The organism is Crocosphaera sp. Alani8 (genome assembly GCF_038442745.1).
GTDB lineage: Bacteria > Cyanobacteriota > Cyanobacteriia > Cyanobacteriales > Microcystaceae > Crocosphaera.
On record NZ_JARVCN010000023.1, the window covers coordinates 1 to 15911 of the forward strand.

The following is a 15911-nucleotide window of genomic DNA, read 5'->3' on the forward strand; positions in this document are numbered from 1 at the left end:
ATGTTTGGCCTAAGTTTTCGCAGCGAGTGACCCCTGGCTTTTTGAGAAGATACTGCCAAAGTTTTGAGAATCGCTCTTTGTTCTCCTTGATGTCTTGTTGCTTGAATGAAATGTAACCTTCTGACTCTTGTTGTTCAGGAAAAATCATTTTGGTGGCAAAAGAATTCTCCTTAACTGATAAATTTTCGCACACGAGTAAGTTAGTTTTTCTCAAGTCATCCTGGTCAGTATTTTTGACATTACGCTGACAGATAAAGTTAACAATAACACCTGCATTTTTTTGCATCCTTAATATCTCTAGGTGTTTTTGTTGGGGATCAGTGGGCAGAATAAACAGTCTTTGGATTGGAATACCTCTCTTTAATAATTGTTGATTAAGTTGCCAAAATTTTTCACCCAAATCAGTTAGCCACCATGTAGGTGTACTCATACGATGAAGTGCAAAAATTTTATACTGACTAATCTCAGTATTAGCTTGTTTCAGTAAATGACTAACTATATCAATGCGTGATTCATCACTAGCAGGAAAACAAATTTCTGGAAACTTAGTGTTACTTAAAGTTGTTGCTTTGAACAACGTTAGATTATTGGTATCAAGCTGAACTTTAGTTAAGTCAGCATAGCTGAAATTAGCACCTTCTAAGTTAGTATTAATTAGGTTGGCACCAGATAAATTAGCCTCACTAAAATTGCATTCTGTGAGGTTAGAGTCGCCTAAATCTGCATCGCAATCACTAAAGTCAAGTTTAGTGAAGTTAAGTTGATGAAAATCTCTTCTACCAATTTGATGCAAAGTCGTTAATTCTTCTTGACTATGAACCTCGGATTCATATTCATCGGGAGCATAAATAGCAATAATCGCTTTGATGTAAGCAAAAAAGTAAGCTTTGATGATATTTTCATGACTGTGGATTTTAACTATCTTGCTGTTACCTGTTTTAACAACAGCTTGGACAGTTACTTTTCCTTCTCTACCACCTGTGATATTGGCAACGTATATTTCTTCAAACTGATGTTTCTTCTTCTCGATAATATTCTCCAAAGCGTCATCAAAAGCGGTAAAAAGTGCATTAATAGAACCAGTTTTAAAAGCAGATGCTTTATACCTCTCTTTATCTTGTTCGTCGCCTAAGATAACAGTAGCAGAAGTTAAGTTATTAGAGGAACTTAGAATATCAAATTTTTCAATTCTCCACCCATTAAAAAGTGGTAATGTTCCTTTATTCCATAAATCATAAATTGATTGTGATTTACCTTCTAATTTACGATCAAGTTCTTGTCTCTTTTGTTCAATAGTATCTGAATGATACAATTTTGTGAGTTTTTCTGTAATAGAAAGTAAACTCAAGCTTGGATCTTCTATAGCTTTAGCAAACATTTGCGGTGAGTAAATATAAGAATAGTCGCTACCAATAAAATCCTTATATCTTAGGGTAATAATCCCATCCAAGTTATATTTTCTCGCAATTGCGATTTGAGTCACTGTTGGGATACTAAGGGTAGGGTATTTATTTAGTTGGATATCGTTTTGATCTATTCTACAAATAGTGAACTTATTCAGCAGTTCAAGCACCATCTTATTAGCAAATGGTTGCCCTCTATGTTCCCTCATGCTAGACCAGATATACCTCACACCTTTAACTCCGATACAAGAGTGTATTTTTCCAGATAGGATATATTCAATAACTTGATTAGCATCATCAAAGCGAGTGGTCTTTTCTCTCAATAAAAACTCTTCAAGTAAATTTGAATCAATCAGAATCCGTGGAATATCAGGAGACTGTTGTAATCTCTCAAAAGCTTTATAATTATCCTCTGTAACTAAGTTTTCTAAGATGAAGTCAACATTTAAATAAGGATTCTTTATTGCCTTTTGCAAACTTAATTCGATTTCATACTTTATAAATTCATCCTCTTGATCTATGTTCTGTTTCATTTCAAGAAAAAACGGCAAAGCTTGCAGTCCATAATATTCATCTAATTTTCTAATATAGTGTGAACGCTTGTCTATATCTTGCTCATTTTTTATGCCTTCTATCAGTAAAGACATATCACGATTAGGACGATTTAAACGTTGATCAAAAGGGTTGTTACTATTCATTTTTATCTAATTTAATTTTATCAATATTTACTGGTACGACGAATATTTATAATTGGATTTGGTGAATAGATTTCTTTGAAATATCCTGCTTTATACAGAATTCTTCTAATGCTAGTAATACCGACTCGATCAGTATCCTCTAATTCAAGATATGACCTAATGTAGTGACCTAAATTTTTGTTGAAGTCAGCATTTATATTTTTGGGACTATGACCAAAAATTTCTGCGATGTCCTCTGCGTTATACAAACCGGTTAAGCTAAGATAGAAAATAATTTCGTACTTTTCGATAATCTTAACGTTAAAATTTTCTCTAATTTTTTCCAGCAAAATTTCACATTTAGGAATATCCAACTCGTTTTCCCAGGCTTGCTTTTTTGCGAATTCAATTCTAAACATTCATAAAAGTCCTCAAAAACAACTTCTGACTTCGCTATAATCCTAACCTGAAATTCATCTAAAGTTATTTGGGAGTCTTCCTATCCTTGACTTAGCATTAATAGTAGCCTCAGTAAACCCGTTGATTGATAGTGTAAATTTTTTTTATTATGACCAGCATACAAACCCCTGCGATCCCTGAATATAGTCTTGATCGTGAGTGTACAACCCTTTCAAGGCACATTTTGCAACAGCTTCATAGTTTCTCTCCAGAAGCGCAGGATCTCAGTGCTATTATGAATCGGATTGCCTTAGCTGGTAAACTGGTTTCTCGTCGTCTCAGTCGGGCAGGTTTAATGGCCGACGTTTTAGGCTTTACAGGAGAAACCAATGTGCAAGGAGAGTCCGTCAAAAAGATGGATGTTTATGCCAATGATGTTTTTATCTCCGTTTTCAAACAAAGTGGGTTAGTCTGTCGTTTGGCCTCTGAAGAAATGGAAAAACCCTACTATATTCCTGAAAATTGTCCTGTTGGTCGTTATACACTACTTTATGACCCTATTGACGGTTCGTCTAATGTGGACATTAACTTGAATGTGGGATCTATCTTTGCCATTCGCCAACAAACAGGAGATGATTTAGATGGAGAAGGTGCTGACTTACTAACAGATGGACGAGGACAACTGGGGGCAGGTTATATTGTTTATGGACCGTCTACCATGTTGGTCTATACTATTGGTAACGGTGTTCATTCCTTCTTATTAGACCCCAGTTTAGGGGAATTCATCTTAGCTCAAGAAAATATAAAAATTCCCAATCATGGGCCTGTATATAGTACCAATGAAGGAAACTTTTGGCAGTGGGATGAAGCCATTAGGGACTATACTCGTTATGTTCATCGTCACGAAGGATACACCGCCCGTTATAGTGGAGCATTAGTAGGAGATATTCACCGAATTTTGATGCAAGGTGGGGTGTTTTTATATCCTGGAACCATGAAGAATCCGGAAGGAAAACTAAGATTATTATACGAAACCGCCCCATTAGCCTTTTTAGTGGAGCAAGCAGGAGGAAAAGCAAGTAATGGAGTTAAACCCATACTAGATATTGTTCCCGATAAACTTCACGCTAGAAGTCCTTTAATTATCGGTTCTAACGAAGATGTTAGTTTAGTTGAATCTTTTATTCAAGACCACAAACGTCGCAGTAATGGGAATTAATGCCTAAACATATCTTGGTGACGGGGCCTAGTCGTTCAGGAAAAAGCGAATGGGCCGAAACTTTGGCTAAGAAACAGGATCAACCTGTTATTTATGTGGCCACTGCCTTAGAAAACCCTGATGATCCTGAATGGCAGCTACGCATCGAAAATCATCGCCTCCGTCGCCCTTCTCATTGGCAAACTTTATCTGTTCCCTACGATCTCTGTTCCACTGTTAAACAAGCAAAACCCCCTTGTTGTCTATTGATTGATTCTTTGGGAACTTGGGTAGCCAATGGGTTAGAAGAAAATGAAGAGACTTGGCAAAATACAGTCATTCGCCTCTTAAATAGTACCCAACAAGCAACTGTGGACATCATTTTTGTGGCAGAAGAAACCGGTTGGGGTGTAGTTCCGGCCTATCCTCTGGGAAGATTATTCCGCGATCGTTTGGGATTTTTGACCCGTAAACTAGGGGCGATCGCAGACACGACTTATTTAGTTACAGGGGGTCATGTTCTAAACTTGAGTTTATTGGGAGAACCTTTAAGAAATGACGAAATGTAGGAGTATTTTTAATAATTATCTTGCGTAATTAAACATTAAAGCGAAATAACATTACATCCCCTTCTTTTACCACATACTCTTTCCCTTCGCTACGCACTAAACCTTTTTCTTTAGCAACTGTCATGGTTTTGCAGGCCACTAAATCTTCGTAAGAGACAGTTTCAGCGCGAATAAATCCTCGTTCAAAATCTGTGTGAATAACACCTGCTGCCTGGGGTGCTTTCATCCCTGCATTAATGGTCCAGGCGCGAGTTTCTTGGGGTCCTGTGGTCAAATAGGTTCTCAGTCCTAGTAATTCATAAGTTGCTCTAATTAAAGATTGTAAACCCCCTTCTTTGACCCCTAAAGCGTCTAAATAATCGGCTTTTTCTTCGTCGGGAATTTCCACTAATTCTGATTCCACTTGTGCCGAAACAATTACTACTTTTGCTTTATCGGCGGCTGCAATTTTTTTCACTTCCTCAACCCAATCATTTCCGGTAGCTAGGTCATCCTCTGACACATTGGCTGCATATATAATCGGTTTACGGGTGAGAAGTCCCAAGGACTTAATTAATTCTTCTTCTTCCTCTGTTAGCTCAACGTGACGCGCTCCAATTCCTTCGTTGAGGGCAGCGAGAAGCTTCTCTAAGGCTGGTATTTCTTCTTGGGCTTCTTTTTTGCCCTTAACTTGCTTTTTTGCTCGTTCTAGGCGTTTTTCGGTTTGGGCGAGGTCAGCGAGAGCTAGTTCTAAGTTAATTACTTCGATGTCTCTACCTGGGTCAACCGAACCTGATACATGAATAATATCATCATCATCGAAACAGCGCACTACATGGACAATAGCATCCACTTCTCTTATGTTAGCTAAGAATTGGTTACCTAGTCCTTCTCCTTTGGATGCACCTTTGACTAAACCTGCAATATCCACAAATTCGATGCGAGTGGGGACAATTTTTGCAGACTTAGAAAGTTCTCCTAAGACAGCTAAACGTTCATCTGGAACCGAAACTACCCCAACATTGGGTTCAATGGTACAAAAGGGGAAGTTAGCTGCATCTGCTTTAGCATTAGCAACAAGAGCATTAAATAGAGTCGATTTACCGACGTTAGGGAGTCCAACGATTCCAGCTTTAAGCATTTATTCCTTCTTTTGGGTTTGACGGTTCCTTATTTATTATCATTGATCTGCGAAAAATAATCAATTTTAAAACTTGTGATAATTGCTTCCTTGTAAAATTGTTTTGGCACGATATAATTGTTCAATTAACAACAAGCGTGCAACTTCGTGAGGGAATGTCATTGGGGATAAACTTAGTTGTAGGGATGCCTGTTGTTTGAGTTTTTGACTAATTCCTTCTGCTCCTCCAATAACAAAAACTACATTGTGGGAGTTTATTTGGTTCAAAAAATTGGTAAAGTCTATAGTTGTATATTGCTGTCCTTCTTCGGTTAAAATAATTAAATAGTCTCTTGATTTGAGCATTGATAAAATTTGCTCGCCTTCTTTTATTGGTGTTGAATCTTTTATCTCTTGAATCACCAACTTAGGAAGACGTTTAAGATAAATATTTATACCTTCACGAATCCAGGTTTTTTTTATTTTTCCCACAACAATTAATCTTATCTTGGCAAAATTTATCATAGTATTTGACTAGTTTTGTTCTCCATTTTTAGAGCGAAGTATTACAAATTAATATTAATTCTGACTACTGACTCCTGACTCCTGAATTCTGACTCGTGATTCCTTGACCCGAAGGAGCGATCAACTCTTGCTATACTGTAAAGTTAGGGTGGTGTAAAAATTTTCTTGCAAACCGCTATCCTCAAAAATGAATTAGAGGATAATAGTTAGCATTGTAACAATGATAGCCTAATCATGAAATAAACAGGTAAAAATATGACAATTTTACACGGAACTTGGATTAAAGAAGGACAAGAAAAATACTTTTTCATTTGGGGAGAAACTTGGCGATCGCTAACCAATGAGATTCCATCGGATGATTCTACTTTGATTTATCCATTTGCTGTAGATAAAGAAGAGATAATAAAAAAACTAAATATCAAAAATAATAAACTAATAGACAAAAAAAGTATTGAATCGGTTTCTAATGTATTTTACTTACCAGGTAAGTTTGTTGCCAAACACAAGCAGGTTATTCCTTTGCTTTCCAATGAATTACAAGATAAAAGTTTTGCAGAAGAAATACAGTTTATTGGGTGCAAAATTGAAGGTATTAAATTAAATATTGAAAAGTTATTGTACATTTTAAGTCAGCTTCCATTGGGAATGACGAATGATAATGAAAATTTTATGGGAGACGACTTAATATTCTGGACACATCTATACCGTTGGAGTCTGGACTTATTAACTCGAGGTAAATATTTACCAGGAATTGAACAACAGGAAAATGGCTGTTATGGATTATGGTATCCTTTGCTAGACAGTTTAGTGGATCAAAGAAGGTTCTCTAAATTTATGCAGAATATACCTAATATTTGTCTTGCTCATCATAATTTAATTGAAAATAACTTCTCCTATTCTTTCCTCAGGCAAACTATTATCTTTGATTTTATTTCTGCTATCATTAATCAACAAATTAGTCAATCCTCAGATATTTCCGTTAATCCTAATTCATTCGTACAAAAGTGGTTACAGTCTTTAACTAAAAATTCACCAACATTTGAAGTAGCTGAATTGGAAGTAAAGGGACTAAATAATACTCTCAGTAATTGGACATCTTCTCTAGATCAATATATTATTAGTTCTAGTAACCCAAAACTAGAACTTAATCAGTTTAGGGTTTGCTTTCAACTAGAAACACCAGAAAAAAATAACAAAAAATTAGAGCAAAGTAATTGGCGTTTAAACTACTGTCTCCAAGCTTTAGACGATTCTAAATTTCTGATTCCTGCTAATGTTCTCTGGAACAGTCCTGTTACTAGCTTAATCTGGAATAAAAGAACAATTAATAATCCTCAAGAAACCTTACTAAAAGGACTAGGTTTGGCCTCACGTCTATATTATTTAATTGAAACTAGTCTACAAGAAGCTAACCCTAGTTTTTGCCAATTAGATCCTATACAAGTTTATGAGTTTATTCGCTCTATATCTAATATTCTCAAAGATAATGGCTTAGGAGTAGTGTTACCATCTAGTTTAGAAAAAGGTGTGGAAGAAAAACGCTTAGGGATTAGTTTAACAGCAGAAGTCAAAGCAAACAAAGGACAAAGACTTAGCTTAAAAAGCTTATTACAGTACAAGCTAAATGTAGCAGTTGGTGATAAAACTATATCAAAAAAAGACTTTGAAAAATTGTTAGCTCAAAAGTCCCCATTAGTAGAAGTAAAAGGAGAATGGATTGCTTTACAACCCTCTGATGTAAGAGCAGCACAGGATATATTAAATAAATCCTATGACCCCTTAAAACTTTCCGTAGAAGATGCTTTACGCTTCAGTACAGGAGATAGTTCAAGTATTGCCAAACTTCCCATAACTAACTTTGAAGTGAAAGGAGACTTAGCTAACTTAATTAATGCTTTAAATAATAATCAATCTATCCCTATTATTGAAAATCCAACAGGATTTAAAGGTCAATTACGTCCCTATCAACAAAGGGGTGTAGGTTGGTTAGCTTTTTTAGAAAAATGGGGATTAGGTGCTTGTCTCGCAGATGATATGGGGTTAGGAAAAACCCCACAGCTAATTGGATTTCTCTTACATCTAAAAAGTGAAGAAATGTTAGAGAAACCCACCTTAGTTATTTGTCCCACTTCTGTCTTAAATAACTGGGAAAGAGAAGTACAAAAATTTGCCTCAAACATCTCTACTTTGATTCATCATGGAGATAAACGTAGCAAAGGGAAAGCATTTGTCAAAAAAGTGAATCAAAAAAATGTTGTCATTACCAGCTATTCCCTAATTTATCGAGATATCAAAAGCTTTGAACAGGTAGAATGGCAAGGTATTGTCTTAGATGAAGCACAAAATATTAAAAATCCTCAAGCAAAACAATCTCAAGCAGTACGCCAACTTTCCACACAGTTTCGTATTGCTTTAACAGGTACTCCCGTAGAAAATCGTTTAACGGAATTATGGTCTATCCTTGATTTTCTTAACCCAGGATTTCTCGGGACACAACAATTTTTTCGCCGTCGTTTTGCCACTCCTATTGAGAAATATGGGGATAAGGAATCACTACAAACTATGCGTTCTCTAGTCCGTCCTTTCATTCTTAGAAGATTAAAAACAGATAAAACTATTATCCAAGATTTACCCGAAAAACAAGAAATGACTGTCTTTTGTGGTTTATCCTCAGAACAAGCAGAACTTTATCAACAATTAGTGGATAATTCCCTAGCAGAAATCGAAGAAAAAACAGGAATAGAACGAAAAGGCTTAATTTTAAGTTTACTCTTAAAACTGAAACAAATTTGTAACCATCCTGCCCATTTTCTCAAGCAAAAGACTTTAAAAACAGCACAACAATCTGGCAAATTATTAAGACTAGAAGAAATGCTAGAAGAATTAATCCAAGAAGGGGATCACGCTTTAATCTTTACCCAATTTTCTGAATGGGGAAAACTTTTGCAACCCTATCTACAAAAAAAATTCCAAGACGATGTTCTCTTTTTATATGGTGGCACCCGTAGAGTTCAAAGACAAGAAATGATCGATCGCTTTCAACAAGATCCTAACGGTCCGAGAATTTTTATTCTATCCTTAAAAGCGGGGGGAACCGGATTAAACTTAACCCGCGCTAATCATGTTTTTCATATCGATCGCTGGTGGAACCCCGCAGTAGAAAATCAAGCAACAGATAGAGCATTTCGTTTAGGACAAAAACGCAACGTTCAAGTGCATAAATTCGTTTCCACAGGAACCTTAGAAGAAAAAATTAACGAAATGCTAGAAAATAAACAAAAATTAGCCGAACAAACCGTGGACTCCGGAGAACAATGGTTGACAGAATTGGATACAGATAAACTGCGTGACCTTTTACTATTAGATCGAGATACTATTATCGATGAACAATAACTATAGAAGGCCGTCGACTATACTAGAAATATAAACGAGGAGAATCAAGGAACAATTATATGTTTAAATCTCTTGTGGTGGGAGGTGTGATCACGATAGTAGGATTAATTAATTCTACCGTCGCCTATGGTCAACTCAATGTCAACGGACCCATATCACCAACCATAGAAACAGAAACCGCCATCAGTCCGGAAGTAACCCCCTTGGAGTTACAGCAGTTTGTGCAGGTAATCAAGCAATTTCGACGCATTGAAACAAGCATGCAACGAGAAATGGCTAAAGCGATCAAAAAAGAAGGTTTAACCCCTGAAAGATTCATGGAGATTGATAAAACTCAAAGACAGTTACGATCAGAATCGGTTAATTCTTCTGAAGATTTAGAAAAATTTAGGAAGGTTGTGACAGAATTCCAAAAAATTATGGACGATGCTGAAGAAAAGCGGCAAACTACAGTGGCAACCCAAGGACTAGAAGTTGAGAGATTTTTAGAAATTGAAAAAATTGTCTCCAACAACCAACAACTACAGGGAAAAGTAGAAAGAATGCTAGGAAATTAAAGATACTTTTTACCCAGAAAGTTGAGTTAATAGGCTTAATAATATTAGGCCTATTTCACTCAAAAACTCATAACTTATAACCACCATTTACCAAGGACTCCCCACCAAAGTAAATCCACTCCAAAAATAAGGGTGAGTAAAGGATTCATTACCGAGTTTCGCAAGTTGAGGTGGCAAAGATAAACGATTATTTTGACTTACCAATTCTCCATTTTCTAAATACACTTCTCCCCGTAGTAAACTTAATTGAGCCTCCCGCACGGCTTTGGTTTTTAGGGGAACGTCCTGTAACTGTCCATAAAAGCTAGTCATTAACCCTAGAGTCCCCTGATCATTCACTTCCCACAAACTTCCCAATACGCTTTTCACATTGGCTAAAACCGCTATCCCTGCAAACCCTAATTCTGCTTCTTCGTCTCCCAAAGCAGTTCTACAGGCACTGAGAACTAATAATTCTACTTGAGGGTCCCCAAAATCCAGTTGTTTAAACTGATCTAAGCTTAGAGTATCTTCCCATAATTGAATATAAGAATTACTCAATTGTCCGCTTTGAAAATTAGCGTGGGTGGCTAAATGAATAATTCCAAACTTGCCGGATTGATGCTCTTGTTTTAAATTTTCTAAAGTGAACTTTTGATTAAGAAAAGAATTTCCTGGCCAAATTCGATCAGCAATAACCGATAGTTCCAAAGGAACAGCCGGAAGTGGGTTGAACCCGTCAAATTGTGAAGCACCCATGGCCAATACTCGTTCTTTTGTGATGTCTTGATAATCACTATTCGTAAGAGCAAAACTGGGCATGATACTTAGATTGTAAGACTCCACCAGGAATTGTGAACCATCGTGTAAGGCAGACATCGGCACCGAACGCAACCCACTATCGACAATAAACACGAGGGTGTCCAGTTCTGCTTTGTCGAAAGTTGTTTTTAAGGGTTCTATAAACCAGCTATACAGTTGTTGCGCCGGTTGAAGATAAGCACTGGGACGACGGGGGTTGGTTACGGTTCTTTGAAATTCTTGGGCTTTTGAGAGAACTTGTCCACGGGTTACCCCTGTTACGGAATGACGAATCACATCTCCCGATGCAGTAACTAAGATTAATTCTAATTGATCTTGATCTGAGGGTTCGTTTTTAGAAACGGCTGATTTCTTTTCACAACCAGAGTTAAAACGCCACAGGTTTTGTCCTGAAGAAGATTGCCCCTCATTGGTGGATGGTTTGAAAAAGATATAAACTAAACCAGGTTTAAGTTGCGTAGCTTGTTGCGCTTGTTGCAGTTGGTTTTGAATTTCTTCAAGACTCACGCAAGGAACCCAGTCTATCCCCAAATGATTGACAAAGTCGTTGAGAAAAGTTGCTTCAACTTTTCTCAACTCCATGATGTCAGCTTCTGAGCTTGTACTAAGGGCATTTATACTGGTTTGTGATCCTCCACCAGAATTATTGGGTTGATTGGAGATGCTATAAGCGTTGTTCAAATTAACAATCGTACTCAACGCTTCGGTTTCTATCAATTCTAGGGGAGGAGTGGAGTTAGATGGAGGTTGAGGTGTTTCCGTTATGGGAGGGTTGGGGTTAGATGGAGGTGTTCCCTGTGCTGGAGGTGGAGGAGTAGGGTTAGATGGAGGTATTCCAGGAGGTGTTCCTGGTGCTGGAGGGTTAGGGTTTGATGGAGGTTGGGGTATTCCTGGTGCTGAAGGGTTGGGGTTAGATGGAGGTATTCCCGGTACTGGAGGGGTGATAGGTGTTAAATCCAGTTGAGTACCGTTAATATTGATGGGGGCTGCTCGGTCTACTCCTTGGGTGTTGAGAATATCTTGAGTAAATTGATTGATGTTATTCGGTTCAAACAGAATCTCAGCAATCTTCACTGTTCCGGCTATTTCCCCATTAGTAGCTAAGGTTTCAATGGTAATAACGCCACCGAGTCCTTGGGTAGAGGAGGTATTAATTCTACCCACTTCTATACTAGGAAAAAAATTTTCTGCGTTACCTCGGGCAGTAATTCTGACGGAACCACCCCCTCCAGAGAAAGAAGTGTCGATATCGCCGACAATAATTTCACAATCACTCGGTTGAAAACAGCCGGAAGTCTCTAGATTATCCCCCAGGCGTTCGATGGTCAAATTTCGACCTGGTGCAACTATAGAGTCGTCTTGACTCATCCTAAAGCTACCCACTATTTCTTTGTCTGTATTGACCCTAAAAATAATCTCTCCTGTTCCTGCTTCAAAGGTCAAAGCGTTGTCCGATAAGTCTTCTATGGTGATGTTATTAAAAGCTTCTAGGATAATGTTGGTGTCCCCTAATAATCCTTCCAATTCTGATTCAAAAATTATGGTGGGGGTTCTATCGGTGATGATGTCATTGCTCAAAACTTGTCCAACTTGCCCACTATTGTTACCGGCAAAGGTATTGGTACCGTCTGTTGCACCGTCCCCCTCTCCGTCTCTAATAACGATATTGACGGGGTCTAAAAGTAGGGTACCAAAATCACCGTTAACAGCACTGGTATCTACGTTGCCGCGAAAAATAAGCTGTTGTTTCCCTGAAATTTCCACTAACCCCCCATTACCGGAAAAAGCACCCCCTCTACTGGTGATCTGACCGTAAAATCCGGTGATTTCTTCCCCCCAAACCGTAATTTGACCCCCATTCCCTTCATTAATGCCATCACTACTAATATTTGAACTAGAATCAATCAGGGTACGTTGGGCTGTGGGAAGGGTTGTTGTTCCTCTGTAGTCCCCCCCTATCCTAATAATTCCTCCTCCTCCATACCCTGAAGCATCGATTTGACCATCTATCACTCCCATGCGATCGCCTATTAAAGTTATATTTCCCCCCATTTGGGAGGGGGAAAATGTTTCTAGGGTTCCTGATGTTATTAGGGTTCCTGGTGAGGTGAAAACGTCAATATTTTGTTCTCTTAAACCGATATTTCCATTGCTATTATTGGTAATATTGAGGTCTATTGTTTGACTTCCTTGTGTTAATAATGTGGGTAAATCTTGAGGTTTAATACCTAATAATTCGGGGTTTGTTTGTCGTGGGGCAATAATTTCTAAACTGACGAGACTTCCTGGTTGAGAAATTCTAATACGGTTGGTTCCTGGAATAGCGGCAATAGTGATATTTCCTCCTGGTGCTTGGAGTTTTCCCGTATTAATAATAGTTTCACCTATTAAGGTTAAATTATGACCAGGAAGAACCGATAAATTCCCTGTGTTGATGATGCTACCAGATTGAGCTAAATCGAAAGCAAATTGTGAGGGATCTCCTGTTAAAAACTGATAGTTATTGCTTCCTAAAGCATTGAACCAATAATCATCATTGAACCCGATTCCTGTAGCTGTGGTAGCTGTAAAATCGGCAGGTAAATTTAGCTGAACATCGGGACCGAAAATTATCCCCGCAGGATTCATTAAAAATAGATTGGCATCGCTTCCTATTACTTGTATTAATCCATTAATAATTGAAGGATCACCGCCAACAACTCTAGTTAAAATATTACGAATTTGAGGGTTAGCTAAAAAGTTGGCGATTTGGTCAGCATTGAGTCCAAATTTTTCTAAACTATGGAAGAGATTAGAGCCATCTCCTGATACAGTTCCTCCCTCGATATTAAATTGATTTCCTTCTTGATTTACCCTAGTCTGTGTACCATCCTCAGCAGGAACAATAGGTTGTCCCCAAGCTGGAGTAATTTTGTTGTATTGTACTAAAATTACAAGTAAATTTATTAAATAAATTGTCAAAAAATTTAGCTTCATTCTTTCCTCACTATTGATTTTTAAAATGCTTAATTTTAAACTCTCGATTTGATAGAGACAAACTACATTACGGGGAATAATTTATTTGAAAATATAATCCTCTTTCTTGGAGACTATTACCTAAACGGGGTAAGGAAATTAAGGGAATACCGTAATCTAGACGCAGGTTTAATCCCTCAATAGTAGCCACATCATTCCAAATTAATCCTAACCCGGTTCCCATCAAAAAATTATCATCCGATGAAGCCTCATTTTCATTCACAAACCACACCGATCCCATATCAATAAAAGGAGCAATTTCAAGAGTAGAGCGATCAAGATTATTTCTCATAATTGTAATTCTATTTTCTACGGATAATCTAAAGCCATTATCTGCAAATCTAATATTTTGCCGATACCCTCTCACAGATCCTCCTCCTCCGATAATAAACCATTGATCTGGTAACAAAGAATCAGACGTTAATTGTAAGTCTGCTCTAATAACCGTCAAGTTATTTTCATCCCATTGTTGTATTCTTTGTCCTTGAAATAACCAACTAAAAAAGCGACTATCTGGGGTTGAATCTGAACGACTTGTTGCATCAAATAAGTCAACCCCTAAATTAAATTGAGAGCGTAAAAACCAAAATCCTTGTTGATCTCGACTGAGATAATCTTGTCCAAACTGAAAAATAGTTGAGCGATTTCTCCCATTATTAACCGGTACTACTTCCCCATTAATTAATGTTTGTTCATTTTGGTAACGAAATCCCACAGATAAAGCAAACTCATCCAATAAATTACGCCATAGAGGTTGGCGAAAACCCATTTCATAAATTTGTTTATTCCCTTCAATTCTAAAGCTATCTAAAGGAGCTTGAGTAATTCTTGTCCAACTGGGAATAACTCGAATTTGCAGCGTTCCTTCCTCTCTATTTATTGGTAGTTCATAAATAGCATCAACTGTGTTTCCTCCATCGGTAGTTGAACGATAATAAGACACAGAAATATTATCTCCCCATCCAGTTAAGTTCTTATTTTGTAAGAAAGTTCCACTTCTATCTGAGCCAATACTGGGAGGAGAAAAGTTATCGATACCTATGCCAAATTTCCAGTTATCGCTTTCTTTTACTGTAGCTACCAAAATACTTAATCCGGGTTTTCCTGATGCTTGAAGTTGAGCATCTACAGTTTCAAAAAGAGGGTTAAATAACAGTATTCTTAATTGTTTTTCTAATTGGGTTACATTGAAAGGTGAACCGATCCCCAAAAATAGGCGATCGCAAATAAAATCTAAATGTAAATTATTTCTACCAATCAATTGCAACTCAGCAATATTTCCTTCAATAATAACAATTTCTACGTCTGTATTTGCTTCTATATTCGTTAAAGAATTAAAGGTTGCTTTTGAAGTAATATAACCTTCGGTTAAATAAAAATTTGTAATCGCATCTGCCAAGGTAGTGGAAACCTGATTTAATTCCTCTAAATATAAATTTTCTTCTTGATATCTTTCAACTATTTTTTCAATAACTGGAATTGATAAAATTTGCTTTCTAGTCAAGAGAGTATTGCCTGTTACAGTTAGGTTAATAATTTTACCTTCCACTGTCAAAGGAAACAGAGATAAAGCAGGAGAATCAATTATCTTATCGTGAGATTGAAGAGGACAGCTTTCGATTTTTTTTATTTCACTGGGAATTGAATCAATAGAACTGTCATTATTACTTTCCTTACTAATGTTGCTTTCATCTAGGGAATAAGAACATTTTGGAAACCCAAAAATACCCCACACCAAACACAAATAAAATGGCAAAATCCTTTGGTACAACATAGTTTAGAAAGTATGATTAATCATAAATTGTCATAAAATATATATCCAAAAGCTTGATTCCTAACCTACTACTGAAATCATGGTGTACCATAGCTCATACAAGCAATTGTCTTGTTACCCGGTTTGATTCTAGCAAATAGACGTTTGCAGAAGAGGAACTTGAGGAAACTTATGGTATATTTTAGTTGAGTTTATTGAGAATTTCCTATGACATCTTCTACTACCGGCGCTGATGCAGTTGATGAAGCGATCGCTCAGGGGATTGATTTGGACGGAACACCCATCCCATCCAAAAAATTGAGCTTATACCAGGAAGTAATGGCTAAAGAGGCTCAACGTCAACGCAGTGGCGTTACCAACACTATGCGCTCTCGCATTGTCCGCATTGGAGCTAAACATCTCTCCCTCGAAGAACTAAATCAACGTCTGACTGAGGCGGATTTTGTGCGTATCTTCTCAAAAAGCCAGGGGTCACTCGCTGCGAAAACTTAGGCCAAACAT

At 37.3% G+C, this 15911-nt stretch carries 11 protein-coding genes; 5 read left to right on the forward strand and 6 right to left on the reverse strand.

The window, feature by feature from the left end:
- Positions 1–2101, reverse strand: a 2101-nt coding sequence (locus P9B04_RS01910; protein WP_342053310.1) for a pentapeptide repeat-containing protein, incomplete at its 3' end; no start/stop codon positions are given.
- Positions 2102–2121: 20 nt separating this feature from the next.
- Positions 2122–2499, reverse strand: a complete 378-nt coding sequence (locus P9B04_RS01915; RefSeq protein WP_342053311.1) for a hypothetical protein — start codon at positions 2497–2499, stop codon at positions 2122–2124.
- A 149-nt stretch (positions 2500–2648) separates the two neighbouring features.
- On the opposite strand from P9B04_RS01915, the gene fbp reads away from it, so the two are divergent.
- Together fbp and cobU are read left to right on the forward strand one after the other, a co-directional pair.
- A complete protein-coding gene (fbp, locus tag P9B04_RS01920; RefSeq protein WP_342053312.1) occupies positions 2649–3698 on the forward strand; it encodes a class 1 fructose-bisphosphatase in 1050 nt (349 codons plus the stop codon).
- The gene (cobU, locus tag P9B04_RS01925; RefSeq protein ID WP_342053313.1) at positions 3698–4246 is read left to right on the forward strand and encodes a bifunctional adenosylcobinamide kinase/adenosylcobinamide-phosphate guanylyltransferase; all 549 of its coding nucleotides are present in this window, start codon (positions 3698–3700) and stop codon (positions 4244–4246) included. The genes fbp and cobU overlap by 1 nt, the downstream gene beginning before the upstream one ends.
- A 28-nt stretch (positions 4247–4274) precedes the next feature.
- On the opposite strand, the gene ychF is transcribed toward cobU, so the two are convergent.
- Together ychF and P9B04_RS01935 are read right to left on the reverse strand one after the other, a co-directional pair.
- Positions 4275–5366, reverse strand: a complete 1092-nt coding sequence (ychF, locus tag P9B04_RS01930) for a redox-regulated ATPase YchF (protein WP_342053314.1) — start codon at positions 5364–5366, stop codon at positions 4275–4277.
- Between the two features lie 66 nt (positions 5367–5432).
- The gene (locus P9B04_RS01935; protein WP_342053315.1) at positions 5433–5870 is read right to left on the reverse strand and encodes a 23S rRNA (pseudouridine(1915)-N(3))-methyltransferase RlmH; all 438 of its coding nucleotides are present in this window, start codon (positions 5868–5870) and stop codon (positions 5433–5435) included.
- A gap of 255 nt (positions 5871–6125) precedes the next feature.
- On the opposite strand from P9B04_RS01935, the gene P9B04_RS01940 reads away from it, so the two are divergent.
- The gene (locus P9B04_RS01940) at positions 6126–9263 is read left to right on the forward strand and encodes a DEAD/DEAH box helicase (RefSeq protein ID WP_342053316.1); all 3138 of its coding nucleotides are present in this window, start codon (positions 6126–6128) and stop codon (positions 9261–9263) included.
- A gap of 59 nt (positions 9264–9322) precedes the next feature.
- Positions 9323–9820 carry a DUF4168 domain-containing protein gene (locus tag P9B04_RS01945; protein WP_342053317.1) on the forward strand — a complete coding sequence of 166 codons (498 nt, stop codon included), beginning with the start codon at positions 9323–9325 and terminating at the stop codon, positions 9818–9820.
- Between the two features lie 87 nt (positions 9821–9907).
- Here the strand turns inward: P9B04_RS01945 and P9B04_RS01950 are convergent, their stop codons facing one another.
- Both P9B04_RS01950 and P9B04_RS01955 read right to left on the reverse strand, forming a co-directional pair.
- On the reverse strand, positions 9908–13597 hold the full coding sequence (locus P9B04_RS01950; protein WP_342053318.1) for a CHAT domain-containing protein: 3690 nt from the start codon (positions 13595–13597) through the stop codon (positions 9908–9910).
- Positions 13598–13664: 67 nt separating this feature from the next.
- Complete coding sequence (locus tag P9B04_RS01955; protein WP_342053319.1) at positions 13665–15392, reverse strand: ShlB/FhaC/HecB family hemolysin secretion/activation protein; 1728 nt, start codon at positions 15390–15392, stop codon at positions 13665–13667.
- Positions 15393–15617: 225 nt separating this feature from the next.
- On the opposite strand from P9B04_RS01955, the gene P9B04_RS01960 reads away from it, so the two are divergent.
- Positions 15618–15902 carry a small RNA NsiR4-regulated ssr1528 family protein gene (locus P9B04_RS01960; protein ID WP_342053320.1) on the forward strand — a complete coding sequence of 95 codons (285 nt, stop codon included), beginning with the start codon at positions 15618–15620 and terminating at the stop codon, positions 15900–15902.
- The last annotated feature ends 9 nt before the right edge of the window (positions 15903–15911 follow it).